Here is a 24,336-nt window from a genome sequence, read left to right on the forward strand (position 1 = left end):
AAGCCCCCTCCCACATATGGGAGGGGGCTTGCCCCCGATGGCGTCAGCTGAAACAGTGCAAAACCTTCAGGGATACCCCAACACCTGCTTCACCGAAGCCAGATTGCCTTCGATCCAGCGCCGATCAATTGCGCCCCAATCACGAATCCGATAGTGCCCGGCATGGTTACGGGCACCGTCCTCTTGCTCGAATTCACACACGATATCCAGGTCAGCCAATGCCGCAATCGTGTCCTGCGCCGTGCGCCGAGGCATGCCGGTGGCGTCGGTCAGCGCCGGCACACTGCTGGCCAGCCCACTGTCGATCAGGTACGCCACGTACAGGCGGCGGTAGAAGCTGCTTTTGGTCTTGCTCACATCCATGGTCAGTCGCCTTGTGCGGTCAGGGTTTGCCCTGCAGGTCGCGATACGTGAGGTACACCCGCAGGTCGAATTCCACCTGGTGGTAACCCGGCATCATGTAGTCGCAGAGTTTGTAGAACGCCTTGTTGTGGTCCGATTCCTTGAAGTGTGCCAGTTCGTGCACCACGATCATGCGCAGAAATTCCGGCGCGGCGTCCTTGAACAACGCAGCAATGCGGATCTCTTTCTTGGACTTGAGGTTGCCGCCCTGCACCCGCGAAATCGTGGTGTGCAGGCCGAGGGCGCGGTGGGTCAGGTCCAGGCGATTATCAAACAGCACCTTGTCGATGGCCGGCGCGTTGCGCAGGTGTTCCTGCTTCAAGGCCAGCGCGTAGGCGTACAGGGCTTTGTCGCTCTGCACCGCGTGGCGCTCGGGGTAGCGCTGCTCCAGGTAGGCACCCAACTGGTCCTTGGCGATCAGTTGGCGTACTTGCTCCTGGAGGGCGGCGGGATAGGCCTGGAGGTATTTCAGCGCGGTCATGGAGGTCTGCAACAGGGTTCGAATGGGCGCCAGTGTAGCGAATTCAGCGCATGCGGGCGCGAGACCAGTCGAGCACTTCATCGGCCATCAGCGGTTGTGCGGCCCACGGCCCTTGGATAAACGGGCAGCCATGGGCCTTGAGCCACTGAGCTTGTTCCTGGGTTTCCACGCCTTCGGCCACCACGACCACATCAAAATGCCCACACAGCTCGATAATGCTGCGCGCCATCGCCGTGTCCCTCACCGAACCCGGCAGGCGCGCAACCAATTGCGGGTCAAGTTTGAGGGTGTCGAACGCCAAGTCACGCAGATGCGACAAGGAGCACTGCCCCGCGCCGAAGTCATCCAGCGCAATGCGTACGCCGATGCGGCGCAGCAATTTAAGCTGTTTGGCGGCCTCTTCCAGGTTACTCATCAGGCAGTCTTCGCCGATTTCCACCTCCAACTGGTGCGTCTGCAGCCCATACCGCTCCATCATCTGCTGCAACTGGTTCGCCAGGTTGGGCATGTTGAACTGGCTGCTGCTCAGACTCACGCTCAATACCAACTCATCATCGAAGGCGCTTTGCCACATCTGACGCTGGGCAGCGACCTGCTGATAAATCCACGCGCTCAGTTGGCTGATCAGCCGCGCCTCTTCCAGCAACGGTAAAAACAGCCCTGGCGGCACGTCGCCGACGCTGGGGTGCTGCCAGCGCAACAACGCCTCGACGCCGCGCAAGCGTCCATCCGCCAGGGAAACCTGGGGCTGATAGACCAGGGTGAACTCCCTGTTTTGGATCGCCGTGCGCACACTGTCTTCGAGCATCAGCCGCGAGCGCGCACGGCCGTTCATTTCCTGGTCGTAATAACGATATTGCTGACGGCCTGCGCGCTTGGCTTCGTACATGGCGATGTCGGCCGCACGCAGCAAACCATTCAGATCCGAGCCGCAATCCGGGTAGGTCGCAATGCCGATGCTCACACCGAGCATCACATCCAGACCGTCGACCTGCTGGCACACCGAGACGCGCTCGATCAACTTCTCCGAAATCTTTGCCGCCTGCTCCGGGAATTCCAACTCCAGCAGCGCGGTAAATTCATCCCCGCCCATGCGGCCGATAATGTCGTAGGAGCGCAGGCAGCCCTGCAATTGCTCCGAGACCCAGCGCAGCACCCGATCACCGGCGTCATGGCCCAGGGAATCGTTGACCCGCTTGAAGCCGTCGAGGTCCAGGTACAGCAACACCAGGGACTGCTCCGTGCGCTCGCTGCGCAACAGTGTGTTTTCCACTGCCTGATGGAAGCCGCGCCGGTTCAGCAGCCCGGTCAGTGGGTCGGTGACGGCCTGGAATTCCAACTGCTGATGCAAGTGGCGGACCTCGGACATGTCCAGCACCGTCACCACCATGGCCTTCTGCTCGGCGGGCAACGGCGCGCAGGACAGTGCCACCGGCACCTGCTGGCCACGGCGGGTGCGCAGCAGCGCATCGTGCAGACGCCAGGTTTCGCCCTTGCGATAACCGGCGTACATCTGCGAGTCCAGCCAGGCGGGCACATGGGGTTTTTGCAGGAAACTCAGGAAGTCCTGATCTTGCAACTCCTGGATCGTGGCGTTGAGCAGCCGCGAAATCGCCGGGTTGGCGTATTCGATCACGCCCTCCTCACTCACCACCAGAATGCCCTCGGCGGCGTTATCCAGCACCGACGCATTAAAGGCCCGCGCGGACTCCAGGTCATGGCTCAGGCGCTGCAACGCCCGGCGATTGCGCTGGTGCTCCAGCAACGCCTGGACCTTGGGCTTGAGGATATGCGGGTCGAAGGGTTTGAACAGATAGTCGATGGCACCACTGGCATAGCCTTCCAGCACGGCGGCGGGCGACTGGGCGTTGGCACTCAGAAAGATGATCGGGGTCATGCGCGTGCGCTGGCTGCCGCGCATCAACCGCGCGACTTCGAAGCCGTCCATGCCGGGCATCATCACATCCAGCAACACCAAATCGACTTCATGTAGCAGCAACAACTCCAGGGCTTCCATCCCGGATGCGGCGGTGATCACCTGCCAGTCATCGCGTTGCAAAAGCGCACGCATGCTGATCAGGTTTTCCGGGTAGTCATCGACCACCAGAAGAACCGAACTGCCATCGCCGTGATGTGGAGCGCATTCCATGCTGGGACTCTTCCTTAGGTCTAATCCGGTCATTTCTGACAGAAAACCCGGACAAACATCAAGGCCTCACTCTAGCCCCGGATCCTGAAAATCAGAAGTGACGTGGATGCCATCATTGCGCCAAAGTTCAGTCAGCCGACTAACGGTCAACCTCTACAGCCCACGGTTCATGGGAAACATGGCTTTTTGGCATTCCTATGGCGTCAATAAATTGCCAGCAAATGTTTAACAACTGGACGGCCACCGCCTATAAAGAACCTGTCAGGCCCCCGGGCCAAAGCCGTCACCCCCTGTAAAAGGCCAACGCCATGATCGACCTCTCCACGTGGAACCTGAGCATTCCGGTCGGCTCGCCCCCCGCGACTATCGACACGCCAAAGCTGCTCAGCGGCTTCAACGACCAGTATTTCCAGGCCGAAGGCAGCAACGTGCAATTCTGGACCCCCGTCACCGGCACCCGCACCGAAAACGCCATCTACCCGCGCAGTGAATTGCGCGAAACCTACGCCGACGGCCGCCTGCGCAACTGGACCTACCCCGACGCCGACAACTTCCTGCGCGCCACCCTGGCCGTGAACCAGGTGCCCTCCAGCGGCAAGATCGTCATTGGCCAGATCCACGCCTATGACAGCCAAAAACCACTGATCAAGCTCGAATACCAGTTCAAGGAAAAGACCCAGACCGGCAACATCGTCGCCAAAGTGCGCATGCGCCCGGATGAAGATGAAAGCCGCGTGATCATCGTCGCGTCCAATGTGCCGCTGGAGAAAAGCTTCACTTACGTGATCAACCTCAACAAGGCTGGGCTACTCAGCGTGTACGCCGCCGACAGTGAATGGAACGAGCGCATCGGCGCGGCCTGGGCGGCCAAGCCGCTGTATTTCAAGGCGGGCGCGTATGTGCAGGACAACAGTGGGGACAGCAAGGAAGGGGCGAAGGTGACGTTTGCGAAGTTGGATATAGATCACGAGTGAAGTGTCCGGTGGTGCCAAGGACGATTCCTCGGTGAAGCTACCTTGTTAAACACACCGCGATTCCTGTGGGAGCCGGGCTTGCCCGAGATAACGGCAGAGTTATGCTTAAAGGCTGACACGTAACTCTGTGGTGAGCGGGCTTGTCCCGCGCTGGGCTGCGAAGCAGCCCCAAAACCTTCACCTCAAGTGATTCTGGCATTCTGCGGTGACCAAGTTGGGGCTGCTGCGCAGCCCAGCGCGACTTGAATAACGTGGCCAATACCGCACGCATTCCGGTGCAGGACGTGAGCGATGTGTTTCGAGTGATTGAACATCGGGGTTTCTATTCAACACCTGCAAGCTGATCAAATCCCAGACAAAAAAAGCCCGCATCGCTGCGGGCTTCTTTGTTAGACGCTTGAGGCTTAGTTCACCTTAGCGTTCAACTCACCTTTCAAATACCGCTGATACATTGCTTCCAACGATACCGGCTTGATCTTCGAAGCATTACCCGCAGTACCAAACGCTTCGTAGCGTGCGATACACACATCACGCATCGCGGTCACGGTGGCGCCGAAGAATTTACGTGGGTCGAATTCGCTCGGGTTGGTGGCCATCAGGCGACGCATTGCGCCGGTGGACGCCAGGCGCAGGTCGGTGTCGATGTTGACCTTGCGCACGCCGTGCTTGATGCCTTCGACGATTTCTTCAACTGGTACGCCGTAGGTTTCTTTGATGTCGCCGCCGTACTGGTTGATGATCGCCAGCCACTCTTGCGGGACCGAGGAAGAGCCGTGCATCACCAGGTGGGTGTTGGGGATGCGCTTGTGGATTTCCTTGATACGGTCGATGGCCAGCACGTCGCCGGTAGGCGGCTTGGTGAACTTGTAGGCGCCGTGGCTGGTGCCGATGGCGATGGCCAGGGCGTCGACCTGGGTCTTCTTGACGAAGTCGGCGGCTTCTTCCGGGTCGGTCAGCATCTGGCTGTGATCCAGCACGCCTTCGGCGCCGATGCCGTCTTCTTCGCCGGCCATGCCGGTTTCAAGCGAACCCAGGCAACCCAGCTCGCCTTCAACCGAGACGCCGCAGGCGTGAGCCAGGGCCACGGTTTGTTGGGTCACGCGCACGTTGTATTCGTAGTCGGTCGGGGTCTTGCCGTCTTCGCCGAGGGAGCCGTCCATCATTACCGAGCTGAAGCCCAGTTGGATGGAGCGCTGGCACACGTCAGGGCTGGTGCCGTGGTCCTGGTGCATGCACACCGGGATGTGCGGGAATTCTTCGATGGCTGCCAGGATCAGGTGACGCAGGAACGGGGCGCCGGCGTATTTGCGCGCACCGGCCGACGCCTGGACGATCACTGGGGAGTCGGTCTTGTCAGCGGCTTCCATGATGGCGCGCATCTGCTCAAGGTTGTTGACGTTAAAGGCTGGGACGCCGTAGCCGAACTCGGCTGCGTGGTCCAGCATTTGACGCATGCTGATAAGTGCCATTGTGTTGTCTCTCCCGGTCGAGGGTCGTTAATCGTGCAAGCCTGCCGTAGCGGCGGCTGCTATTCAAGTTATTGCCGGTCAGGTTTTGCATGCCTGGCCTGCTGAATCGTTATTGCTGTCAGGCTTATTGGGCTTTGCAGCCGCGCCCGATCAAATCGTCGGTAGCCACCCAGTAAACCAGGCCTTCCTCACCTTTCGTGTGAAACGCCAATTGGTCGTTGCTGTACAGCACGCCAGAAGCCGCAACATCCTGTTTAAGGCGGTAAACCTGGTCGGAACCACCGAGGCGTACATCCACCTCGGATTTGGCCGCATTGGCAAAGCGCCAGTTGACCTCGGCCTTGCTGTCGCAGGTCCAGGTGGTCCACTTGTCGGCAGGCTCTGCCTTGTTGAACATGTTCATGCTGCTGCAACCGGCCAGTAGGGCCACGGCTGCCAGGGCGAAAACGCCTTTCATTGCCAATCCTCGCAGCGGCGCCAAAGGCCGCCGATGCTGTCGGTTAGTTGATCAGACCCGTCAAGGGCAACCCTGTTCCTGACCGTTGGGCGCGGAGTCGTATTTCTCCAGCCGCTCATTGCCGATGCGCTTGTTGATCACCGGCATGGTCTCGGCTTGCCAGTCCGCCTGGTAGCAGCTCGTTTTCTGCTGCGATGCCGGCTTTCCAGCCTGCTGCGCCGCGCTTGGCGTGCTGCCGCAACCGGCCAAAAGGCCCGCTGCGATCACCAGTGCCAACGACTTGATCATGGGAATGCTCCTTTTCCTGATCACGGGCCTTAACCTTTGGCTCGGGTTTCCAGCACGTCAACGGCAGGCAGGACTTTGCCTTCGACGAATTCAAGGAACGCGCCACCACCGGTAGAAATGTAGGAGATACGGTCAGCCACGCCATATTTATCGATGGCCGCCAGAGTGTCGCCACCGCCGGCAATGGAGAAGGCCGAGCTTTCAGCGATGGCGTTGGCCAGCACTTTGGTGCCGTTGCCGAACTGGTCGAATTCGAACACGCCAACCGGGCCGTTCCACAGAATGGTCTGGGAGGCTTTCAGCAGTTCGGCGAAGTTGGCTGCAGTTTGCGGGCCGATGTCCAGGATCATGTCGTCTTCAGCCACGTCAGCGATGAGCTTGACGGTAGCGGCGGCGCTTTCGGCGAATTCCTTGGCTACCACTACGTCTACTGGCAGCGGCACACTGACTTTGGCAGCAATGGCGCGGGCGGTGTCCAGCAGGTCCGGCTCGTACAGCGACTTGCCCACCGGGTGGCCGGCAGCGGCCAGGAAGGTGTTGGCAATGCCGCCGCCGACGATCAATTGGTTGCAGATCTGGCTCAGGCTGTTGAGCACGTCCAGCTTGGTGGACACCTTGGAGCCCGCCACAATGGCAGCCATCGGCTGGGCCGGTGCGCCGAGGGCTTTGCCCAGTGCATCCAGTTCAGCAGCCAGCAGCGGCCCAGCAGCGGCGACCTTGGCGAACTTGGCCACGCCGTGGGTCGAACCTTCAGCACGGTGGGCGGTACCGAACGCGTCCATTACAAACACGTCGCACAGGGCCGCATATTGCTGGGCCAGTTCGTCGCTGTTCTTTTTCTCGCCTTTGTTGAAGCGCACGTTTTCCAGCAGCACGAGGTCGCCGGGCTTCACGTCAACGCCACCCAGGTAGTCAGTCACCAGTGGCACGTTGCGGCCCAGGGCATTGCTCAGGTAATCGGCTACAGGCTTGAGGCTGTTTTCTTCCGAGAACTCACCTTCGGTCGGACGACCCAGGTGGGAGCAGACGATGACGGCTGCACCTTTTTCCAGGGCCAGCTTGATGGTCGGCAGCGAAGCCCGGATCCGCGCATCGCTGGTGACAACACCGTCTTTGACTGGGACGTTGAGGTCTTCGCGAATCAGTACGCGCTTACCTTGCAGATCGAGGTCGGTCATCTTCAACACGGTCATGGGTCGCAGTTCCTGAGTTACTGTTGTTGAGGTTGTTTAGAGGCGATGTGCAGATAATGTTCCGCAACATCCAGCATACGGTTGGCAAACCCCCATTCGTTGTCGAACCAAGCCAGGATGTTCACCAACCTGGGGCCGGAAACGCGAGTCTGGCTGGCATCGACAATCGCCGAATGCGGGTCATGGTTGAAATCACAACTGGCGTGGGGCAACTCGGTGTAGGCCAGCAAGCCTTTGAGCGGGCCGCGGGTGGCGGCGTCGCGCAGAATCCGGTTGACCTCCACCGCATCGGTGTCGCTGACGGTTTGCAGGGTGATGTCCAGGCAGGACACGTTCACCGTCGGCACCCGTACGGCTTTGGCCTGAATTCGCCCGGCAAGTTCCGGCAGCAGGCGCTCGATGCCGCGGGCCAGACCTGTGGACACCGGAATCACTGACTGGAACGCCGAGCGTGTACGACGCAGGTCTTCATGATGATAGGCGTCGATCACAGGCTGGTCGTTCATCGCCGAGTGGATGGTGGTGATCGACACGTAATCGATGCCGATCGCCTGATCCAGCAGGCGCAACAGCGGCACGCTGCAGTTGGTGGTGCAGGAAGCGTTGGATACCAGCAGCTCATCGCCGGTCAGGCAATCCTGATTGATGCCGTAGACGATAGTGGCGTCGACATCCGCCTCGCTGGCCATCGGCTGGGAAAACAGCACACGCGGCGCGCCGGCATCGAGAAAACGCTGGCCATCGGCGCGGGTGTTATAGACACCGGAACATTCCAGCACCAAGTCGACGCCCAATGCTTTCCAGTCGATGCCTTCGGGGGTGGCACTGCGCAAGACCTGCACGCAGTTGCCATTAATATGCAGACAATCGTCTTCGACCCGCACTTCGCCAGGGAAGCGGCCGTGAGTGGAGTCAAAGCGTGTCAGGTATTCGATGCTGGCCATGTCGGCCAAATCGTTGATCGCGACAATTTCAAACCCGGCAGCCGCCCCTCGCTCGAACAGAGCACGCAAGACGCAACGACCAATGCGGCCGTAGCCGTTGAGTGCAACTTTGTAGGGACGCGGTTGGGGCATGGGGTTCTCGATCAAGGTTAGTTCGGTGTCGAATGTTCTGACGCCATCGCGGGCAAGCCCGCTCCCACATTAGACCGCGATCCAAATGTGGGAGCGGGCTTGCCCGCGATAGCGCCAGTACAGACAACGCAGACTGACTTAGTCTTCCAGCAGCTCTTCAGCCTGACCCAGGATGTTTTCCAGGGTGAAACCGAATTCTTCGAACAAGGCTGGCGCCGGCGCCGACTCACCGTAGGTGGTCATGCCGATGACGCGGCCTTCCAGGCCCACGTACTTGTACCAGTAGTCGGCGTGAGCCGCTTCGATGGCAATACGCGCGCTGACCTGCAACGGCAGGACCGATTGCTTGTAGCCAGCATCCTGGGCTTCGAACACGCTGGTGCACGGCATGGACACAACGCGCACGTTACGGCCCTGGGCAGTCAGCTTGTCGTAGGCCTGAACGGTCAGGCCGACTTCGGAACCGGTGGAGATCAGGATCAGCTCCGGCTCGCCGATACAGTCCTTGAGCACGTAGCCGCCACGCGCGATGTCGGCGATCTGTGCGTCGGTACGCACTTGGTGTTGCAGGTTCTGACGCGAGAAGATCAGCGCCGACGGGCCGTCCTTACGCTCGATGGCGTGCTTCCAGGCCACAGCGGATTCCACCGCGTCGGCTGGACGCCAGCAATCCAGGTTCGGCGTGGTACGCAGGCTGGTCAGTTGCTCGACCGGCTGGTGCGTCGGGCCGTCTTCGCCCAAGCCAATGGAGTCGTGGGTGTAGACATGGATCACACGCTTCTTCATCAGCGCGGCCATACGTACTGCGTTACGTGCGTATTCCATGAACATCAGGAAGGTCGCGCCGTACGGCACCAGGCCGCCGTGCAGCGACACGCCGTTCATGATGGCGCTCATGCCGAACTCGCGCACGCCGTAGTACATGTAGTTACCGCTGGCGTCTTCGGCCGAGACACCTTTGCAACCTTTCCACAGGGTCAGGTTGGAACCGGCCAGGTCGGCCGAACCGCCAAGGAACTCAGGCAGCAGCGGGCCGAAGGCATTCAGGGTGTTCTGGCTGGCTTTACGGCTGGCAATGGTCTCGCCCTTGGCCGCAACTTCGGCGATGTAGGCCGAGGCTTTTTCCGAGAAGTCGGCAGGCAGATCACCGGCGAGGCGGCGCACCAGCTCATTGGCCAGCTCTGGGAATTCGGCGGAGTAGGCAGCAAAACGCTGGTCCCACTCGGCTTCGGCCGCCAGGCCTTTTTCCTTGGCGCTCCACTCGGCGTAGATGTCAGCCGGGATTTCGAACGGGCCGTGGTTCCACTTCAGCGCTTCACGGGTCAGGGCGATTTCCGCGTCACCCAGTGGGGCGCCGTGGCAGTCTTCCTTGCCTTGCTTGTTCGGCGAACCGAAACCGATAGTGGTCTTGCAGCAGATCAGGGTTGGTTGCGCGCTCTTGCGAGCGGTGTCGATGGCGGTCTTGATTTCTTCAGGATCGTGGCCGTCGACGTTGCGGATCACCTGCCAGTTGTAGGCTTCGAAACGCTTTGGCGTGTCATCGGTGAACCAGCCTTCGACTTCGCCGTCGATGGAAATGCCGTTGTCATCGTAGAAGGCGATCAGCTTGCCCAGGCCCAGGGTACCGGCCAGGGAAGCGACTTCGTGGGAAATGCCTTCCATCATGCAGCCATCACCCAGGAACACGTAGGTGTGGTGATCAACGATGTCGTGGCCAGGACGGTTGAACTGCGCGCCCAGGACTTTTTCAGCCAGCGCGAAGCCAACAGCGTTGGCCAGGCCTTGGCCCAGGGGACCGGTGGTGGTCTCGACGCCTGGGGTGTAGCCGAATTCCGGGTGGCCCGGTGTGCGGCTGTGCAGTTGGCGGAAGCTCTTGAGGTCATCAATGGTGACGTCGTAGCCGGTCAGGTGCAGCAGCGAGTAGATCAGCATCGAGCCGTGGCCATTGGACAGCACGAAGCGGTCACGGTCGGCGAACGACGGGTTGCTCGGGTTGTGTTTCAGGTAGTCACGCCAAAGTACCTCGGCGATATCCGCCATGCCCATCGGGGCACCGGGATGGCCGCTGTTGGCTTTTTGCACGGCATCCATGCTGAGGGCACGAATGGCGTTGGCACGCTCACGACGGCTGGGCATCGCTGTTCTCCTGAGGATTTGAATAAAGAGTGAATAAAAAGAAACGCAAAAAAGGACCGGCATTTTCCCTCAGCCACCGCCTGCGGGCAATGACAGATAGTCACTTGAGGCTGTTTTTCCTGTGCGTTGCCGGCAATCGCCTGCAGAAATCGGCAACTTGTTCGTCTAACGGTTATAGCGGCGGCTTATAACCGCCACTTATCGATCAATATCAAAACTTTTTGATATTGGCCTTGCGAGGATATGCACCCGTCACTAGACTGCTGGCCTTATGAACCTACCCGTGCCCTCACTGCGTCCCGACGACGGCGATGAACTGGCAGCCTTGTGCAAGGCCGCTGGGGACCCGTTGCGCCTGAACGTCTTGCGTGCGCTGACCAACGATTCCTTCGGCGTACTGGAACTGGCGCAGATCTTCGCCATCGGCCAGTCCGGCATGAGCCACCATTTGAAGGTGCTGTCCCAGGCCGACCTGGTAGCCACGCGCCGCGAAGGCAATGCAATTTTTTACCGCCGCGCCCTGCCCCACACCGACCTGCTCGGCGGCAAGCTGCACGCCGCCCTGCTCGAAGAAGTGGACAACCTGAGCCTGCCAACCGACGTACAGTCGCGCATCGGCCAGGTCCACGGGCAACGCGCAGCGGCGAGTCAGGACTTTTTCGCACGGGTGGCCGAGAAGTTTCGTGCGCAGCAAGACCTGATTGCCGGCCTGCCGCAGTACCGCGACAGCGTGCTGGCGCTATTGGACAAGCTGAGCTTCAGTGATGAGGCGACGGCATTGGAAGTCGGGCCTGGAGATGGCGGTTTTCTGCCGGAGTTGGCGCGCCGCTTTCATCAGGTGACCGCGCTGGACAACAGCCCGGCGATGCTCGAACTGGCGCGACAGCTGTGCGAGCGTGAATCGCTGGGCAATGTGACCTTGCAACTGGCTGACGCCTTGAGCGGCACGCTGATCAAGGCCGACTGCGTGGTGCTGAACATGGTCTTGCACCATTTCGCCGCTCCCGCCGACGCATTAAAGCAAATGGCCGGGTTGCTGCACCCCGGCGGTAGCCTGTTGGTTACGGATTTATGCAGCCACAACCAGAATTGGGCCAGGGAGGCCTGCGGTGATCTCTGGTTGGGTTTTGAACAGGACGATCTGGCCCGTTGGGCCACCGCTGCGGGGCTCGTTCCCGGGGAAAGCCTCTATGTAGGCTTACGTAATGGTTTCCAGATCCAGGTTCGCCATTTTCAGCGACCGGCTGGCGACACTCACCATCGGTAATATCAGGAAAACATCGAGATGAGCGAATACTCCCTTTTCACCTCCGAGTCCGTGTCTGAAGGGCATCCGGACAAAATCGCCGACCAGATTTCTGATGCGGTGCTGGACGCCATCATTGCTGAAGACAAGTTCGCCCGTGTGGCGTGCGAGACTCTGGTGAAAACCGGTGTAGCGATCATCGCTGGCGAAGTGACCACCACCGCCTGGGTTGACCTGGAGCAGATCGTCCGTGACGTGATCACCGAGATCGGCTACACCAGCTCCGACGTCGGCTTCGACGGCGCGACCTGCGGTGTGATGAACATCATCGGCAAGCAGTCCCCGGACATCAACCAAGGTGTCGACCGTGCCAAGCCAGAAGACCAGGGTGCCGGTGACCAAGGCCTGATGTTCGGCTACGCCAGCAACGAAACTGAAGTGCTGATGCCAGCACCGATCACCTTCTCGCACCAGCTTGTGCAACGTCAGGCCGACGCGCGTAAATCCGGCCTGCTGCCTTGGCTGCGCCCGGACGCCAAGTCCCAGGTGACCTGCCGCTACGAAGGCGGCAAGGTGGTGGGTATCGACGCTGTCGTGCTGTCGACCCAGCACAACCCTGACGTGTCCTACGCCGACCTGCGTGAAGGCGTGATGGAGCTGATCGTCAAGCACGTACTGCCGGCCGAACTGCTGAGCAAAGACACCCAGTTCCACATCAACCCGACTGGCCAGTTCATCATCGGTGGCCCGGTGGGCGACTGCGGCCTGACCGGTCGCAAGATCATCGTCGACAGCTACGGCGGCATGGCGCGTCACGGCGGCGGCGCGTTCTCCGGTAAAGATCCGTCCAAGGTTGACCGTTCGGCCGCCTACGCCGGTCGTTACGTGGCCAAGAACATCGTTGCGGCTGGCCTGGCCGAGCGCTGCGAAATTCAGGTGTCCTACGCCATTGGTGTGGCCCAGCCTACGTCGATCTCGCTGAATACCTTCGGCACCGGCAAGATCAGCGACGACAAGATCGTCAAGTTGGTGCGTGAGATCTTCGACCTGCGCCCGTACGCGATCACCACCATGCTCGACCTGCTGCACCCGATGTACCAGGAAACCGCAGCCTACGGCCACTTCGGTCGTACCCCTGCGCAAAAGACTGTCGGCGACGACACCTTCACCACGTTCACCTGGGAAAAAACCGACCGCGCCAACGACCTGCGCACCGCCGCCGGCCTGTAAGCACGCGCTGCACCCAAAAGCCCTGCCGGGTTCGCCCGGCGGGGCTTTTTATGGCCTGCGCGACCCCTTTCACATTTTTTGGATCCAAACCTTGCAGGCCCAATGATGGCCCTCTAGAATCCGCGCCCTCTCGGGCCCTCTAACCTTATCTGGATATTGACCTGCGCCAGCCCGGGATAGACACGTGCACAGGCAATCGAACATTGAGGTTTTTCATGCGCATCTCCACGCTCGCCCCTGCTGCCCTTCTGCTCAGCCTGTTCGCCCTGCCGGCCCACGCCGCTGACCTGAGCGCACTGAGTGGCGCCCTGACCTCCCAGCTGGGCGGCGGCAACTCCGGCGACTGCCAAAAACAAGCCGCAGACCTGCAAACCAAGATCGATGCGGCCGAAGCCAGCAAAGACACCTTGAAAGTGAAGGCCTTCAAAGCGGCGCAAGACCAAATCAACAAAGGTTGTGACAAACTTTCCGAGGCCCAGGCCAAAGCCGACGCCAAGCAGCAAACCCAAGAGGCCAAGGCTGATAAGCCGGATGCCGTGAAAGCCTTGGGCGGTCTGTTCAAGTAAGTAGAAACACCCGGTAAAAAGCCCCGCACTGTCGGGGCTTTTTTGTGGCCGTGAGGTTCATTTAGGCTGGGCACCCTTTCCGAGCAAGGATGCTCATGATGCGTTTATTGGTTGCCCTGTTACTCAGCACGTTCCCCTTATTGGCATCGGCCGAAGACTGCCCCGACGAGGCCAGGGCACAGGTCGACACCCTGGCCGAACAGGTCCGCCTGTGGGATGACAGCTACCACCGCCTCGGCCAATCCCCCGTCCATGATGAGCTCTACGACCAGGCCCGCCGGCGCCTGACCCATTGGCGCCAGTGCGTCACTCCAACCCCCTCGAAACCTGATAACCCACTGGCTAGCGCTCGGGGCACCTTGCCACACCCGGTTGTGCATACCGGCCTGGAAAAACTCCTGGATGAACAGGCCGTCGGCGCCTGGCTGGACACCCGACACGACGTGTGGATCCAACCCAAGGTCGACGGCGTTGCAGTGACGCTGGTGTACCGTCAGGGCCGCTTGAAGCAGGTGATCAGCCGCGGCGATGGTACTCTCGGCCAGGACTGGTCAGCCTCCGCCCGCAGGATCCCCGGTATTGTCCAGCAACTGCCGGAGCCCATCGACGTGGTGCTGCAAGGCGAGCTGTATTGGCGCCTCGACGACCACGTGCAATCCGCCCTGGGCGGGCTCAATGCCCGCAGCAAGGTGGCCGGCCTGATGAACCGCCGACAGTTGAGTAACGCCGACGCCGCCGGTATCGGCCTGTTTGTCTGGGCCTGGCCGGACGGCCCGGCCGTTTTTACCGAACGCCTGGCCATCCTGGCACACTGGGGTTTCACCGACAGCCAGCGCTATAGCCAGCCCGCCCGGACAATCACCGAAGCCGCGCACTGGCGCACCTATTGGTACAACCACACACTGCCCTTCGCCAGCGACGGGGTGGTACTGCATCAGGCATCACGGGTGCCCGCCAAGCGCTGGCAAGTCAGCGCACCCTACTGGGCTGTCGCCTGGAAGTACCCCGCTTCCAGGGCCTTGGCCCTGGTCCGCAAGGTGCAGTTCAAGATCGGCCGCACGGGGCGCATAACGCCGATTCTGGAACTGGAGCCAGTGCGGCTGGACGACCGACAGATCAGCCGGGTCAGCGCCGGCTCGCTGAAACGCTGGCAGGCGCTGGATATTCGCCCTGGCGACCAGGTGTCCATCAGCCTGGCAGGCCAAGTGATCCCGCGACTGGACCAGGTGATCCTGCGCAATACCAAACGGATCGACCTTCCTGTCCCCGACCCGCAGGACTTTCACGCCCTGAGTTGCTGGCAACTGGACCCAGGCTGCGAAGAACAGCTGCTCGCACGCCTGACCTGGCTGAGCGGCAACCAGGGCCTGGCGTTGCCGCACATGGGTCGCGAGACATGGAACATATTGATCCAGGCCGGTCTAATCGCAGGCTTTCTCGATTGGTTAACCCTGGATACGACAGAGCTTGCTAACATTGATGGCTTGGGTGAGCGCAGCCGCGCACGACTGCTCGACAGCCTTCACAGCGCTCGGCAACGACCCTTTGCACAATGGCTCAAAGCCTTGGGTGTGCCGCCTGCGGCCCGCAGCAATCTGGAGGGCAACTGGCAGACGCTGGTCGCCAGAGATACCCAGGCCTGGTTGGCCATCGATGGCATAGGTCCGGGGCGTGCAGCGCAACTGAGCGCTTTTTTCCGCGATCCACAAGTACTGGCTTTGGCTGAAACATTACGCGTGGCAGGAATAGACGGGTTTTAAACCCCGCCCAGCCACCCTTAAACCACCGCAGAATTCACCCTGCACTTTGCGACCCTGGAGCTCCACATGAAATTCCTCGCCCCTTTTGCCCTGCTGACCGTCGCAAGCTTCATGGCCACGCCACTGCTGGCCGCTGAAGAAGCCCCCCAACTCACCGGCTGCGCCGCCAAGCGCCAAGCCATCAGCACCCAGATCGAACAAGCCAAGGCCCACGGTAACAGCGCCCAACAGGCCGGCCTGGAAAAAGCCTTGAGCGAAGTCACCGCCAACTGCACCGACGCCTCGTTGAGAAAGGAGCGGGAAAACAAAGTGCTCGACGCCAAGCACGAGGTCAGCCGCCGTCAGGCCGACCTCGACAAGGCGATGAAAAAAGGCGACTCGGAGAAGATCAACAAACGTAAGGACAAACTCGCCGAGTCCCGCAAGGAACTGCAGGACGCCGTGGAAGAACTCGACCAGTAAAACCGGTCAGTGGTCACGAAACTGTTTATGGCAGGCACTGCAGGCGTCTTCGACTTTCTGTACGGCAGGCGAAAGGTTACTGGCCTTGTAGGGCTGCACCTGGCTGGCGATCACCAACTCGCCGGTGGCCGCTTCCAGGTCGCGAGCCAATTGCTGGAATTGCGCCTGTTTTTGCCACACGTCATCCTTGGCGCTGGTGTGATCTTGCTCGCGCACGCTCGGAAAATGCTTCCATGGTTCATGGGACAACGCATCGAGCTTGACCGCGCCTTCGGCGAATTTCGCGCCGTCGAACGGAATGCGTCCACGCAACATGCCGCCCAGGTCTTCGCCGGTCTTGAGCATCTGCTTGAAGATCGCCTTGCGCTGGCCCAGGGGCGAATTCGGATCGACGCCACCGCAGGCAGACACCGCCAGGCAGGCCAACAGTACAACCGTCATTTTTTTAAAAGTCATGGTGGCTCAGGGTCACGGGAAACGGCGGCCAGTATCCTCGCCCCGCCCGCAAAGACCAATAGCCCTATTAATAACAAGGGTTGCCCAAGAGCGCCAAGGCGCGGGCAATCGTTTCAGGAAATACGTGTATGAGTCTCATGTTGAAACCCTGGAGCCGCCGTCTGGCGTGGGCTCTGCCGATGATTGCGCTGCTGGCCGGCTGCGACGCAGGCAAGGACACCGGTAAAGACACAGCTAAAGATGAAGCAGCCAAACCCCATGCCGTTGCCACTTACGTCAGCGCCCCCTGGGAAGCGCTGCCGACGGTATCCGACAGCGACCTGCTGGCCGGCTTTGAATCCTGGCGCAGCGCTTGCCAACGCCTCAAGGCCGACCCGGTATGGGGCGCGACCTGCGCGGCGGCAGCCAGCGTGCCGGGCAATGCCGTAGCGGTGCGCGGTTTTCTCAAGGAGCGCCTGGATGTGTTCGGGCTGCGCTCGGCTGATAACACCCCAAACGGCTTGATCACCGGCTACTACGAACCGGTCTACCCCGGCAGCCTGACCAAGACCGCCGCCGCCCATGTGCCGGTGTATGGCGTGCCGGATGACCTGATCATCGTCAACCTGGAAAGCATCTACCCGGAACTCAAGGGCAAGCGTCTGCGCGGTCGCCTGGAAGGCCGCGTGCTAAAGCCTTACGACGATGCCAGCGCCATCAACGGCCAAGGCTCCAGCGCCAAGCCGATTGCCTGGTTGACCCAGCCGATGGACCTGCAATTCCTGCAGATTCAGGGCTCGGGGCGCATTCAACTCAAAGACGGGCGTCAACTGCGCGTCGGTTACGGCGACCAGAACGGCTACCCCTACCGCCCTATCGGCCGCTGGCTGGTGGAGCAAGGCGAGCTGAAGAAAGAAGACGTGACCATGGGCGCCATCAGTGCCTGGGCCAAGGCGCACCCGGAGCGAATCCCGGAGTTGCTGGCGAGCAACCCCAGCTACGTATTCTTCAGCGCCCGCCCCGACAGCAACGAAGGCCCACGCGGTTCGCTGAATGTGCCGTTGACCGCCGGCTACAGCGTGGCGGTGGATCGCAAGGTGATTCCGCTGGGCAGTTTGTTGTGGTTGTCGACCACCAAGCCTGACGGCACGCCGTTGGCACGTCCGGTTGCGGCACAGGATACGGGTGGTGCAATCACCGGCGAAGTGCGTGCGGACTTGTTCTGGGGCACCGGCGATGCGGCAGGGGAACTGGCCGGGAATATGAAGCAGCAAGGGCAAATCTGGATGCTGTGGCCCAAGGGCGCGGCGTTGCCACAGGTTCCGGAGACCCTCTAAGTCAAATGTGGGAGGGGGCAAGCCCCTTCCCACAAGTGGATCTGCGTCACAGGTCAGATCGAGACAAAGAAGAAACTCGCAATCAACGCCATGCCGACAGACCACACCACCGAGCGCAGTATCGCCCAGTCGGCCAGGTAGCAAATGATGTACAGCAGGCGGCTGGTGATAAACAGCACGGCCAGCACATTGATGGTCACCAGCTCGGCCGTACCGGCCAGATGCGCGATAATCACCGCCGCCGCAAACGCCGGGGTGACTTCAAAGCCGTTGAGTTGCGCACTGTGGGCACGCTTGGCAACCCCTTGCAGGGTGTCCAGAAAAGCACGCGGGTCGTGGTTCTGCCGAGGCCCGAACTTGCCCTGGCTGAACTTGGCCACACCCGTACACAGGTAAGGCAGAAAAATTGCGATCAACACACACCAGAAAGCGACCGTCATCACTCATTCCTTTTGTCGTTTTAAACAGCGATTAGAGTTTTAGCACTAAACATACCAAACCGCACTTACCCGCTAAGAGCCGCCCCGCACCAAAAGGTTCTATCGTGCGCGGTGCAACCTCATGCCGCTGCTGCGGTCCATCCCCCCACTCATCACTGATCTTCCTCCCACTCCAAGGACCCCGGATGCTTGAACTTGTCGCCGCCTTCATTTGCCTCACCACCCTGCTCACCTACGTGAACTTCCGCTTTATCGGCCTGCCGCCCACCATCGGCGTCATGGTCACGGCCCTGCTGTTTTCCCTGATCCTGCAAGGCCTGAGCGTGCTCGGCTACCCCGGCCTGGAGGAACGCATCCAGCAACTGATAGGCCAGATCGACTTCGGCGACCTGCTGATGAACTGGATGCTGTCGTTCCTGCTGTTCGCCGGTGCCTTGCACGTCAACCTCAGCGACCTGCGCAGCTACCGTTGGCCCATCGGCCTGCTGGCGACCTTCGGCGTGCTGATTGCCACGGTAGTGATCGGCAGCCTGGCGTACTACATCTTTGCCCTGTTCGGCTGGCACGTGAGTTTCCTCTACTGCTTGCTGTTCGGCGCGCTGATCTCACCCACCGACCCGATTGCGGTGTTGGGTGTGCTGCGTACTGCCAATGCGTCGAAACCGCTTAAAACCACCATCGTCGGCGAGTCACTGTTCAACGACGGCACAGCGGTGGTGGTCTTTACCGTCCTGCTGGGCATCGCGCAATTGGGCGAGACGCCTACCGTGGGCGCCACAGCCATGCTGTTCGTCCACGAAGCCGTTGGCGGCGTGGTGTTCGGCGGGCTCATCGGCTACCTGGTGTACCTGATGATCAAGAGCATCGAACAGCACCAGATCGAAGTCATGCTGACCCTCGCCCTGGTGATCGGCGGCTCGGCCATGGCCACCGAGCTGCACGTCTCTGCACCGATTGCGATGGTGGTGGCCGGGCTGATCATCGGCAACCTGGGGCGCAAGCTGGCGATGAACGACATGACCCGGCGCTACCTGGACGGTTTCTGGGTTTTCCCAAAGGGGTCAGAAAATCCTCAATTCTTGTCACATCGAGAGGGGGCGTACAACGCCACTTGAGCTGACAATCCCCCTCTATTCCTGCCAGGCTGACTACACTAACCGCCATACCTGCAACACCCTTCAAACCCCAAACTATCTAGGTCGTGGTCACTGCCCAGCCAAGACGCCTGACACATTCCCCCCGAGCCTTCCATCGGACAGGTGATCCTAGGTGAAACATCCTGCTGGAAAACACCCCCTACAAGTGTATATTCATACAGTAGTGCTTTATGGCAGAGACTATGGAAGACCCTAGGCATAATGCTGGAAAGGTGCTTATATCGATGATTGATGTCATGTAGCCACCAACAAGGATGGGGAATTAGCTTGGCCACTCTTACCGATAAAGAAATAGACGCCCTGAAAATCGTGAATTTTATATTTCACGTGGTACATCACCGGGCCGACGATCCCATACTTTTTGACGACACGCCCCTAGGGACATTCGAGCCGTTCTTCATTGAACGTATCAAAGAAACTCTAAAAGGCAATAAGTTCTCTTTCGCTGAAATATCCCAGGTCAAGGCAAAGCTGAAAGGGTGGGAGAAAGGCGAGTCTGATTTTGTCGACGTTTCTAAGAGCCTAGCACGTCAATTTCACCGACTTGGTGATAGACGGATGAAATCAGGGGTGCTAATTGTTATTGGGTTGGTTACAGGAAACAAGAAATTCTACTCGCTTATTAAATATGACTCTGAAAAGGTAGTAACATTCCAGACGCAGGGAGCTAAAGCCATACTCCAAGCTGTAACTAATAACTTTACGGAGTCACCAAAAGCTCTTCAAAAGTCCGCGCTAATTGATTTGGATTCGCATGACTCCGAGGTAGTAATCATCGACAAGATGAGTCGCTCCGGAATTAGCGATTTTTTCAAAGAATTCCTAGGTGTGGAGCGCCTGCGAAACTCCAAGGAAATGACAGCGGATTTTGTCAAAGCGATAAAAAAGACTGTCAGAGCGCATTTAAGCGACCTACCGCCCGCCATCACCTCTAAGGTTGCTGAAAAAGTTATTGAGATAGCGAAGAAGCGCAAGGAGTTTGAGGTCGAAGAGTTTTTCACCGACTTTTTTGGCATCAATGGCGGAGATGAAATTAGAGAAACTTTCAACAAAGATTTGGAAGATCTCAACCTGACAGGTGAGGTATTTGCTTATGATAACGATGAACTACCAACCAATGAAGCGAAAAAATACGTAACAAGCGAAGGCATAACCATCAATATGCCTGCACGGGCAAAGGGAAGTTTAACTATTGAAAACAAAAAGGATGAAACTGTCATTACTATTCGTACAAGTCGTTTGCGTGAATCATGAAACAGCTAGCGCTAGAACTTCGCAGTTTCTTTGAGCGACTTACTGCGTCGGGTGGTTCTGCGCAGGTCGAAACCGCAACTGTTCTTCGAATTGATGAAGTAAGCGTTACTTCCTCCGATTTTGTCCGAGAATTGAAAGATCTTACCTTGCGCCTTGGCTCTGAGGGCATCGGAACGATAGAGCTTTTCGGAGAGGTGTCCGATAGCATCGACATCAAGGATTTCGATTTAGCGGATGTAGAGAATGACAGACTAACGGTCATCCTGGAAAAACCAGCGAATGATGGCTGGTGTTATTTTCTCACCATTAAAGGTTTCGAAAATTGGCTGAGGACAAATCAATTTTCAACACAGAACTCACAGAAAAAGATGTGTGTATGGGTTGCAGGAGAAACTTTTGAGTTTTCTACTCATCAGTTTTTAGTGAAAGAAATTGGTGGGGATAAAAATTTACCGACCGCCACTCAACATCCTGAAAAGCCTTGGAAGACGGTACGGGATCTTACCCACTCCCTTACCCCTCAATCGCTTGAGCCATGGCTGCTCACTGCTGAGCCAATTTCTGAAAGCGACCCTTTTTCGGCCTGGAAACGCGTGGCGGTGGAAAAGCTTTCATTTTGCTTGCCTGCTGAGATTCGCAAGGAAGATGATGAGACTCACGTAATATTCCGAGGCGGGCGCTCGCTCCCCATACCTATAGACCAGCCTATTAACTGGGCTGATATCGAGTTTGAAACACTTCACGACACCTGCCAGTGGATCTACTCTACCCCTAGGGAGTCTGAAACGAAATTTCAACTTTTCAACAACCACATTGCTATCAACTGGATTAGTGGGACAACATGGCCATCTGGCTCAACGACGCTATTAAAAAATAGTCTCTCCGGGGCCAAGGAAGCGTTCGCCTTTCATCTCCAGGATCAAAGCAAAGAGGCTGTCAAAAGCCTGGGGGATCTGCGCAAGGGTTTGCAGGAAGAGGTTAATAAGACACAAACTGCGACAAGGGATTTAATATCAGCTCTCTGGCGTGATTTCGCGGTGGCGGGTGTTGTCTTAGCTCTCAAGACTCCGATAGCGACTACAGGCGTAGCCGATACAGCAACCACTATTCTTTATCTCGGCGTTTCTGTGCTTCTCATATTAAGCATAGTTATCAACACTCTATCAACCTTGCGTTTTAACAGCCTTGCTGACAGCAGTCGAGAAGGATGGCGGAAGAAGATCTACAACTTCATGTCTGCGGACGACTGGAAGCGTTTGGTTGAAAAACCTATATCCTCCGGACGTACAGTTTACTGGCTTGCTTGGGCTGTGTGTTTCTGTCTGTACGCAGCGATTGTCCATTACTTCCTATCACTTGCGGCACCTAGTTTTGTAGCGAGTTACATCAATTATTATTTTTTCTGCGCGTGGAACTACATTTCAGCCTTTTTTTCATAAAGCTATAATACAACTACGGTTGGCTTTTTATGGTTGCAGGCTGAGGTAAGAGTTGTAGTCACCTTTGTCCGTATCCCGTTGCTCAGCGTAATGTCCCCAGATAGGGTCATTAAGCCTAAAAATGACGGTTAATGTGCCGTATTGGGGACATTAAATTTGCATCTCAGAGCACCCTACCACTAGGTCTCGACTCTAATTGGCAGTTAACTTTCTGATTCGCTGGGCTCTTGGCGAGCCCAGCGCAAGCTAGCTATCGACATGAATTGCCTAATAGCCAGCGCTCCACGTTCATTTCTGGCTTTCGACCCAGGTAAGGTCAGCGCTGCCTCTACCTTGGCACGACTCGCTTCGTACATTGCAAATGCGTTGAACTTAGAATCAAGCAGCACCAAAAGCACAATATCGAAGGGCTGTCGTAGATCAATTGCACCCATACGGCCAGTAATCTTTAGCGGGTTCAGGATACAGCGGCCCTTGATCTGGATTCTCGCGACGCCATCTTCCAGCGTCTCTGTAGCGTCGTAACCTGCTTGCCTTGCTGGATGTAGTGACAGCCCGAGTCTAGTAGCAGCTTCGTACTCTGCCACCTCGCCGGTCACGCCCAGCGGCTTGCCGGTGAGGCGATAGAATCTACGCGCGAGCACCTTGGCTTCTTTCAGAATCTCTAGGATTTCATCCTGTATTAATGCAGCCTGGTGAGGTTCCTGGCCATGACTGAGCTCAGTCATCTGCAAATGCCTCGAGCGCAGCGAGCAGCTTGGCTAGCTCAGTCAGGTTGGCTGCAGTCACGATGTCATATTCTCCTCGACTACTCAGCCGATACACCTCTCGTGCCTTTTTAACGCGCTCGAGAAGAGGGACGACGATGCCTGATGCCCGCTCTAGGAAGTCATTAATGTCCGCACGTGTTTGGGGAATTTTATAACCCTTAACGGCGCTAGAGATGATTACCCCCGCATCGCGAAGTTTTGCAACGCCACTGGAGCGAATTCTCTGGTCGTTGACCTCTCCGAAGCCACTATCTTTGAGGTGGGCAATGATCTCTGCAGTTGGCACGTAGTCTTTGGTGACGAATTCGCTCTGAAATCTCAGGAATCGTAAAATGCTTAGCTGCAGGTGCTCATTCTCATCAGGATGCTCCTCAACGCGCTCGCTAAAATGGTCTGCTTGGCGTAAAGCTTCCTGGTGTATTTGATAGTCTGCATATCCAGCCTCATTCGTTGGTGGCGGCAGAAGAGACTGGTACTTGGATGGCCACTCCAGCATTCCAAGAGTCAGGCTGCGGAGGATCTTCTTATAGGCAAGAACTGCTTCTTCCGATGCTTTCTCCTCGTAAATCTGAGCCACTGAGCCAGCAAAAAAATCTGCGACCTGAACCAAAACGTTGTCCTTACTGGCTACCGCCTGGAAGGCATCCTTATCGCCAAATAGGTCGTCGATGAACCGTTCTGCAACGTAGCTTTTGAGGCTCTCCTGAAATTCCAGGCCACCATGCTCGTCTACGATCATCTGAAGGTCTGGGTATGCGCGGAACAAACGATCATAGAGCAACCCGTTCACGTATTTTATGAACGAGGTTTTGATACGGAGGCCACCGTCTTTGTGAATTCGGGATTTATCAACGACAGTGAAATAGAGCTTGAATGGCAGCTCGGCTAGCTCGTTGAGGATTCGGGCACGGCGATCTGAATCCTTCGGCTTTAGATTGCTGGATTTGATCTCACCTGTTTGAAAATGACGCATGCGGAGTGCTTCAGCTTGGGTATAAGCAGCTTCCAGGTCTTTCTCTGCCACCAGAATGGAGCACACGATGAAGAAGCCCGAGCTTCCTCCCTTTGACGTATCAAGGTCGGAATTCCCGGACTCATCCACGAAGGCATATGTTCTGTCCATGAGCATGCTCCATCAACAACGTACTGAGCGCGGTGGGTCGCCCAATGGCAAGGTGGTGAACTTAGTTCGTCGCAGTGGTAGTGCCTGGAGCGGGGCCTTCGCTGAACGTGTAGTTGATGACCACGTCATTTCGGATCAAGACGTCGAGAGTTTTCTGAGTGCCTGTAGTCGTAACCTTCATGGTAACCACGTAGCTTTGAGCATGGGCTGAGCCATTGGTGTAAGTGTAGATCCACTTCTCGTCAGTCTCGCTGACTGCGCTCTTAGCGTAGGGCTCACCAAACAGCGACTTCAACTCAGTAGTCGTCGTTTTACCTTTGGTGATGCTCGCTACACTGGCCGACGGAAAGTCTCGCCCTGCGGTGTAGTGGGACGTAGCGCAACCGCCAAGTGCGACACAGATCCCCATTACTGCGATGAGCTTTTTCATATCCATCCTTGATCGTAGGAAGCTCCAAATCTAGCTGGCATCGAGGCTAAAAGCCATCACCA

Annotated in this window: 23 protein-coding genes and 2 pseudogenes; 11 read left to right on the forward strand and 14 right to left on the reverse strand. The window is 58.1% G+C overall.

Annotated features, from left to right (window positions below):
• Positions 1-66: 66 nt before the first annotated feature.
• The 3 genes from EJD88_RS23075 to EJD88_RS23085 are packed head-to-tail and all read right to left on the reverse strand — an operon-like array spanning position 67 to position 3,032.
• Complete coding sequence (locus tag EJD88_RS23075) at positions 67-363, reverse strand: helix-turn-helix domain-containing protein (protein WP_099585782.1); 297 nt, start codon at positions 361-363, stop codon at positions 67-69.
• A 19-nt stretch (positions 364-382) separates the two neighbouring features.
• Positions 383-883 carry a M48 family metallopeptidase gene (locus EJD88_RS23080; protein ID WP_017735682.1) on the reverse strand — a complete coding sequence of 167 codons (501 nt, stop codon included), beginning with the start codon at positions 881-883 and terminating at the stop codon, positions 383-385.
• Between the two features lie 43 nt (positions 884-926).
• Complete coding sequence (locus tag EJD88_RS23085) at positions 927-3,032, reverse strand: bifunctional diguanylate cyclase/phosphodiesterase (protein ID WP_099585783.1); 2,106 nt, start codon at positions 3,030-3,032, stop codon at positions 927-929.
• Between the two features lie 308 nt (positions 3,033-3,340).
• Between EJD88_RS23085 and EJD88_RS23090 the strand changes: the two genes are divergently transcribed.
• Together EJD88_RS23090 and EJD88_RS27320 are read left to right on the forward strand one after the other, a co-directional pair.
• Positions 3,341-4,006 carry a polysaccharide lyase family 7 protein gene (locus EJD88_RS23090; RefSeq protein WP_099585784.1) on the forward strand — a complete coding sequence of 222 codons (666 nt, stop codon included), beginning with the start codon at positions 3,341-3,343 and terminating at the stop codon, positions 4,004-4,006.
• A gap of 230 nt (positions 4,007-4,236) precedes the next feature.
• Positions 4,237-4,350: pseudogene (locus EJD88_RS27320) on the forward strand (fructose-bisphosphate aldolase); the annotation flags it as partial.
• Between the two features lie 60 nt (positions 4,351-4,410).
• Here EJD88_RS27320 and fba read toward each other — a convergent pair.
• The 6 genes from fba to tkt form a co-directional block, all read right to left on the reverse strand.
• Positions 4,411-5,475 (reverse strand): class II fructose-bisphosphate aldolase, encoded by a 1,065-nt coding sequence (gene fba / locus EJD88_RS23095; RefSeq protein WP_099585785.1) that lies wholly within the window; start codon positions 5,473-5,475, stop codon positions 4,411-4,413.
• Positions 5,476-5,599: 124 nt separating this feature from the next.
• Positions 5,600-5,932, reverse strand: a complete 333-nt coding sequence (locus tag EJD88_RS23100; protein WP_158879125.1) for an MliC family protein — start codon at positions 5,930-5,932, stop codon at positions 5,600-5,602.
• Positions 5,933-5,992: 60 nt separating this feature from the next.
• Positions 5,993-6,220 carry a hypothetical protein gene (locus EJD88_RS23105; protein WP_099585787.1) on the reverse strand — a complete coding sequence of 76 codons (228 nt, stop codon included), beginning with the start codon at positions 6,218-6,220 and terminating at the stop codon, positions 5,993-5,995.
• Between the two features lie 29 nt (positions 6,221-6,249).
• The gene (locus EJD88_RS23110; RefSeq protein WP_158879126.1) at positions 6,250-7,413 is read right to left on the reverse strand and encodes a phosphoglycerate kinase; all 1,164 of its coding nucleotides are present in this window, start codon (positions 7,411-7,413) and stop codon (positions 6,250-6,252) included.
• Between the two features lie 17 nt (positions 7,414-7,430).
• Positions 7,431-8,489, reverse strand: coding sequence for an erythrose-4-phosphate dehydrogenase (epd, locus tag EJD88_RS23115; RefSeq protein WP_099585789.1), 1,059 nt, complete (start codon positions 8,487-8,489; stop codon positions 7,431-7,433).
• Between the two features lie 138 nt (positions 8,490-8,627).
• Positions 8,628-10,625: a transketolase gene (gene tkt / locus EJD88_RS23120; protein WP_158879127.1), complete on the reverse strand. Its 1,998-nt coding sequence runs from the start codon at positions 10,623-10,625 to the stop codon at positions 8,628-8,630.
• Positions 10,626-10,896: 271 nt separating this feature from the next.
• Here tkt and EJD88_RS23125 point away from each other — a divergent pair, with 271 nt between their 5' ends.
• The 5 genes from EJD88_RS23125 (at position 10,897) to EJD88_RS23145 (ending at position 15,889) form a co-directional block, all read left to right on the forward strand.
• The gene (locus tag EJD88_RS23125; RefSeq protein ID WP_099585791.1) at positions 10,897-11,892 is read left to right on the forward strand and encodes a metalloregulator ArsR/SmtB family transcription factor; all 996 of its coding nucleotides are present in this window, start codon (positions 10,897-10,899) and stop codon (positions 11,890-11,892) included.
• A gap of 18 nt (positions 11,893-11,910) precedes the next feature.
• Positions 11,911-13,101, forward strand: a complete 1,191-nt coding sequence (gene metK, locus EJD88_RS23130; RefSeq protein WP_099585792.1) for a methionine adenosyltransferase — start codon at positions 11,911-11,913, stop codon at positions 13,099-13,101.
• Between the two features lie 215 nt (positions 13,102-13,316).
• The gene (locus EJD88_RS23135) at positions 13,317-13,667 is read left to right on the forward strand and encodes a hypothetical protein (RefSeq protein ID WP_099585793.1); all 351 of its coding nucleotides are present in this window, start codon (positions 13,317-13,319) and stop codon (positions 13,665-13,667) included.
• A 95-nt stretch (positions 13,668-13,762) separates the two neighbouring features.
• Positions 13,763-15,427 (forward strand): NAD-dependent DNA ligase LigB, encoded by a 1,665-nt coding sequence (ligB, locus tag EJD88_RS23140; RefSeq protein ID WP_158879128.1) that lies wholly within the window; start codon positions 13,763-13,765, stop codon positions 15,425-15,427.
• 66 nt (positions 15,428-15,493) lie between these two features.
• Positions 15,494-15,889 carry a DUF1090 domain-containing protein gene (locus EJD88_RS23145; RefSeq protein ID WP_099585795.1) on the forward strand — a complete coding sequence of 132 codons (396 nt, stop codon included), beginning with the start codon at positions 15,494-15,496 and terminating at the stop codon, positions 15,887-15,889.
• A 6-nt stretch (positions 15,890-15,895) separates the two neighbouring features.
• On the opposite strand, the gene EJD88_RS23150 is transcribed toward EJD88_RS23145, so the two are convergent.
• Positions 15,896-16,345, reverse strand: coding sequence for a cytochrome c (locus EJD88_RS23150; protein WP_099585796.1), 450 nt, complete (start codon positions 16,343-16,345; stop codon positions 15,896-15,898).
• A gap of 128 nt (positions 16,346-16,473) precedes the next feature.
• Between EJD88_RS23150 and EJD88_RS23155 the strand changes: the two genes are divergently transcribed.
• Positions 16,474-17,661, forward strand: coding sequence for a murein transglycosylase A (locus tag EJD88_RS23155; RefSeq protein WP_099585797.1), 1,188 nt, complete (start codon positions 16,474-16,476; stop codon positions 17,659-17,661).
• Positions 17,662-17,714: 53 nt separating this feature from the next.
• Here EJD88_RS23155 and EJD88_RS23160 read toward each other — a convergent pair whose 3' ends face one another.
• The gene (locus tag EJD88_RS23160; protein ID WP_099585798.1) at positions 17,715-18,101 is read right to left on the reverse strand and encodes an MAPEG family protein; all 387 of its coding nucleotides are present in this window, start codon (positions 18,099-18,101) and stop codon (positions 17,715-17,717) included.
• A gap of 185 nt (positions 18,102-18,286) precedes the next feature.
• Here EJD88_RS23160 and EJD88_RS23165 point away from each other — a divergent pair.
• The 3 genes and pseudogenes from EJD88_RS23165 to EJD88_RS23175 form a co-directional block, all read left to right on the forward strand.
• Positions 18,287-19,147: pseudogene (locus EJD88_RS23165) on the forward strand (cation:proton antiporter); the annotation flags it as partial.
• 378 nt (positions 19,148-19,525) lie between these two features.
• Positions 19,526-20,512 carry a nucleoid-associated protein gene (locus tag EJD88_RS23170; RefSeq protein ID WP_064361252.1) on the forward strand — a complete coding sequence of 329 codons (987 nt, stop codon included), beginning with the start codon at positions 19,526-19,528 and terminating at the stop codon, positions 20,510-20,512.
• On the forward strand, positions 20,509-21,951 hold the full coding sequence (locus EJD88_RS23175; RefSeq protein WP_064361253.1) for a hypothetical protein: 1,443 nt from the start codon (positions 20,509-20,511) through the stop codon (positions 21,949-21,951). The genes EJD88_RS23170 and EJD88_RS23175 overlap by 4 nt, the downstream gene beginning before the upstream one ends.
• Positions 21,952-22,154: 203 nt before the next feature.
• On the opposite strand, the gene EJD88_RS23180 is transcribed toward EJD88_RS23175, so the two are convergent.
• From EJD88_RS23180 to EJD88_RS23190, 3 genes are all read right to left on the reverse strand, one after another.
• Entirely contained in the window at positions 22,155-22,679 is a 525-nt protein-coding gene (locus EJD88_RS23180) for a hypothetical protein (protein WP_064361254.1), read from the reverse strand.
• On the reverse strand, positions 22,672-23,844 hold the full coding sequence (locus EJD88_RS23185) for a DUF3800 domain-containing protein (protein WP_064361255.1): 1,173 nt from the start codon (positions 23,842-23,844) through the stop codon (positions 22,672-22,674). The genes EJD88_RS23180 and EJD88_RS23185 overlap by 8 nt, the downstream gene beginning before the upstream one ends.
• A gap of 61 nt (positions 23,845-23,905) precedes the next feature.
• A complete protein-coding gene (locus tag EJD88_RS23190; RefSeq protein ID WP_038443869.1) occupies positions 23,906-24,274 on the reverse strand; it encodes a hypothetical protein in 369 nt (122 codons plus the stop codon).
• Positions 24,275-24,336 lie beyond the last annotated feature (62 nt).

Source organism: Pseudomonas sp. PB105 (assembly GCF_009764655.1).
GTDB lineage: Bacteria > Pseudomonadota > Gammaproteobacteria > Pseudomonadales > Pseudomonadaceae > Aquipseudomonas > Aquipseudomonas cyclaminis.

What these genes read in the sequence shown, in the direction of transcription:
- tkt (WP_158879127.1), bottom strand. Translation starts at nt 10,625, where the DNA reads ATGCCCAGCCGTCGTGAGCGTGCCAACGCCATTCGTGCCCTCAGCATG.
- EJD88_RS23190 (WP_038443869.1), bottom strand. Translation starts at nt 24,274, where the DNA reads ATGAAAAAGCTCATCGCAGTAATGGGGATCTGTGTCGCACTTGGCGGT.
- EJD88_RS23110 (WP_158879126.1), bottom strand. Translation starts at nt 7,413, where the DNA reads ATGACCGTGTTGAAGATGACCGACCTCGATCTGCAAGGTAAGCGCGTA.
- EJD88_RS23125 (WP_099585791.1), top strand. Translation starts at nt 10,897, where the DNA reads ATGAACCTACCCGTGCCCTCACTGCGTCCCGACGACGGCGATGAACTG.
- EJD88_RS23085 (WP_099585783.1), bottom strand. Translation starts at nt 3,032, where the DNA reads ATGGAATGCGCTCCACATCACGGCGATGGCAGTTCGGTTCTTCTGGTG.
- EJD88_RS23155 (WP_099585797.1), top strand. Translation starts at nt 16,474, where the DNA reads ATGAGTCTCATGTTGAAACCCTGGAGCCGCCGTCTGGCGTGGGCTCTG.
- EJD88_RS23180 (WP_064361254.1), bottom strand. Translation starts at nt 22,679, where the DNA reads ATGACTGAGCTCAGTCATGGCCAGGAACCTCACCAGGCTGCATTAATA.
- metK (WP_099585792.1), top strand. Translation starts at nt 11,911, where the DNA reads ATGAGCGAATACTCCCTTTTCACCTCCGAGTCCGTGTCTGAAGGGCAT.
- epd (WP_099585789.1), bottom strand. Translation starts at nt 8,489, where the DNA reads ATGCCCCAACCGCGTCCCTACAAAGTTGCACTCAACGGCTACGGCCGC.
- EJD88_RS23175 (WP_064361253.1), top strand. Translation starts at nt 20,509, where the DNA reads ATGAAACAGCTAGCGCTAGAACTTCGCAGTTTCTTTGAGCGACTTACT.
- EJD88_RS23080 (WP_017735682.1), bottom strand. Translation starts at nt 883, where the DNA reads ATGACCGCGCTGAAATACCTCCAGGCCTATCCCGCCGCCCTCCAGGAG.
- EJD88_RS23105 (WP_099585787.1), bottom strand. Translation starts at nt 6,220, where the DNA reads ATGATCAAGTCGTTGGCACTGGTGATCGCAGCGGGCCTTTTGGCCGGT.
- EJD88_RS23185 (WP_064361255.1), bottom strand. Translation starts at nt 23,844, where the DNA reads ATGGACAGAACATATGCCTTCGTGGATGAGTCCGGGAATTCCGACCTT.
- EJD88_RS23160 (WP_099585798.1), bottom strand. Translation starts at nt 18,101, where the DNA reads ATGACGGTCGCTTTCTGGTGTGTGTTGATCGCAATTTTTCTGCCTTAC.
- EJD88_RS23090 (WP_099585784.1), top strand. Translation starts at nt 3,341, where the DNA reads ATGATCGACCTCTCCACGTGGAACCTGAGCATTCCGGTCGGCTCGCCC.
- EJD88_RS23075 (WP_099585782.1), bottom strand. Translation starts at nt 363, where the DNA reads ATGGATGTGAGCAAGACCAAAAGCAGCTTCTACCGCCGCCTGTACGTG.
- EJD88_RS23145 (WP_099585795.1), top strand. Translation starts at nt 15,494, where the DNA reads ATGAAATTCCTCGCCCCTTTTGCCCTGCTGACCGTCGCAAGCTTCATG.
- EJD88_RS23100 (WP_158879125.1), bottom strand. Translation starts at nt 5,932, where the DNA reads ATGAAAGGCGTTTTCGCCCTGGCAGCCGTGGCCCTACTGGCCGGTTGC.
- EJD88_RS23135 (WP_099585793.1), top strand. Translation starts at nt 13,317, where the DNA reads ATGCGCATCTCCACGCTCGCCCCTGCTGCCCTTCTGCTCAGCCTGTTC.
- ligB (WP_158879128.1), top strand. Translation starts at nt 13,763, where the DNA reads ATGATGCGTTTATTGGTTGCCCTGTTACTCAGCACGTTCCCCTTATTG.
- fba (WP_099585785.1), bottom strand. Translation starts at nt 5,475, where the DNA reads ATGGCACTTATCAGCATGCGTCAAATGCTGGACCACGCAGCCGAGTTC.
- EJD88_RS23150 (WP_099585796.1), bottom strand. Translation starts at nt 16,345, where the DNA reads ATGACTTTTAAAAAAATGACGGTTGTACTGTTGGCCTGCCTGGCGGTG.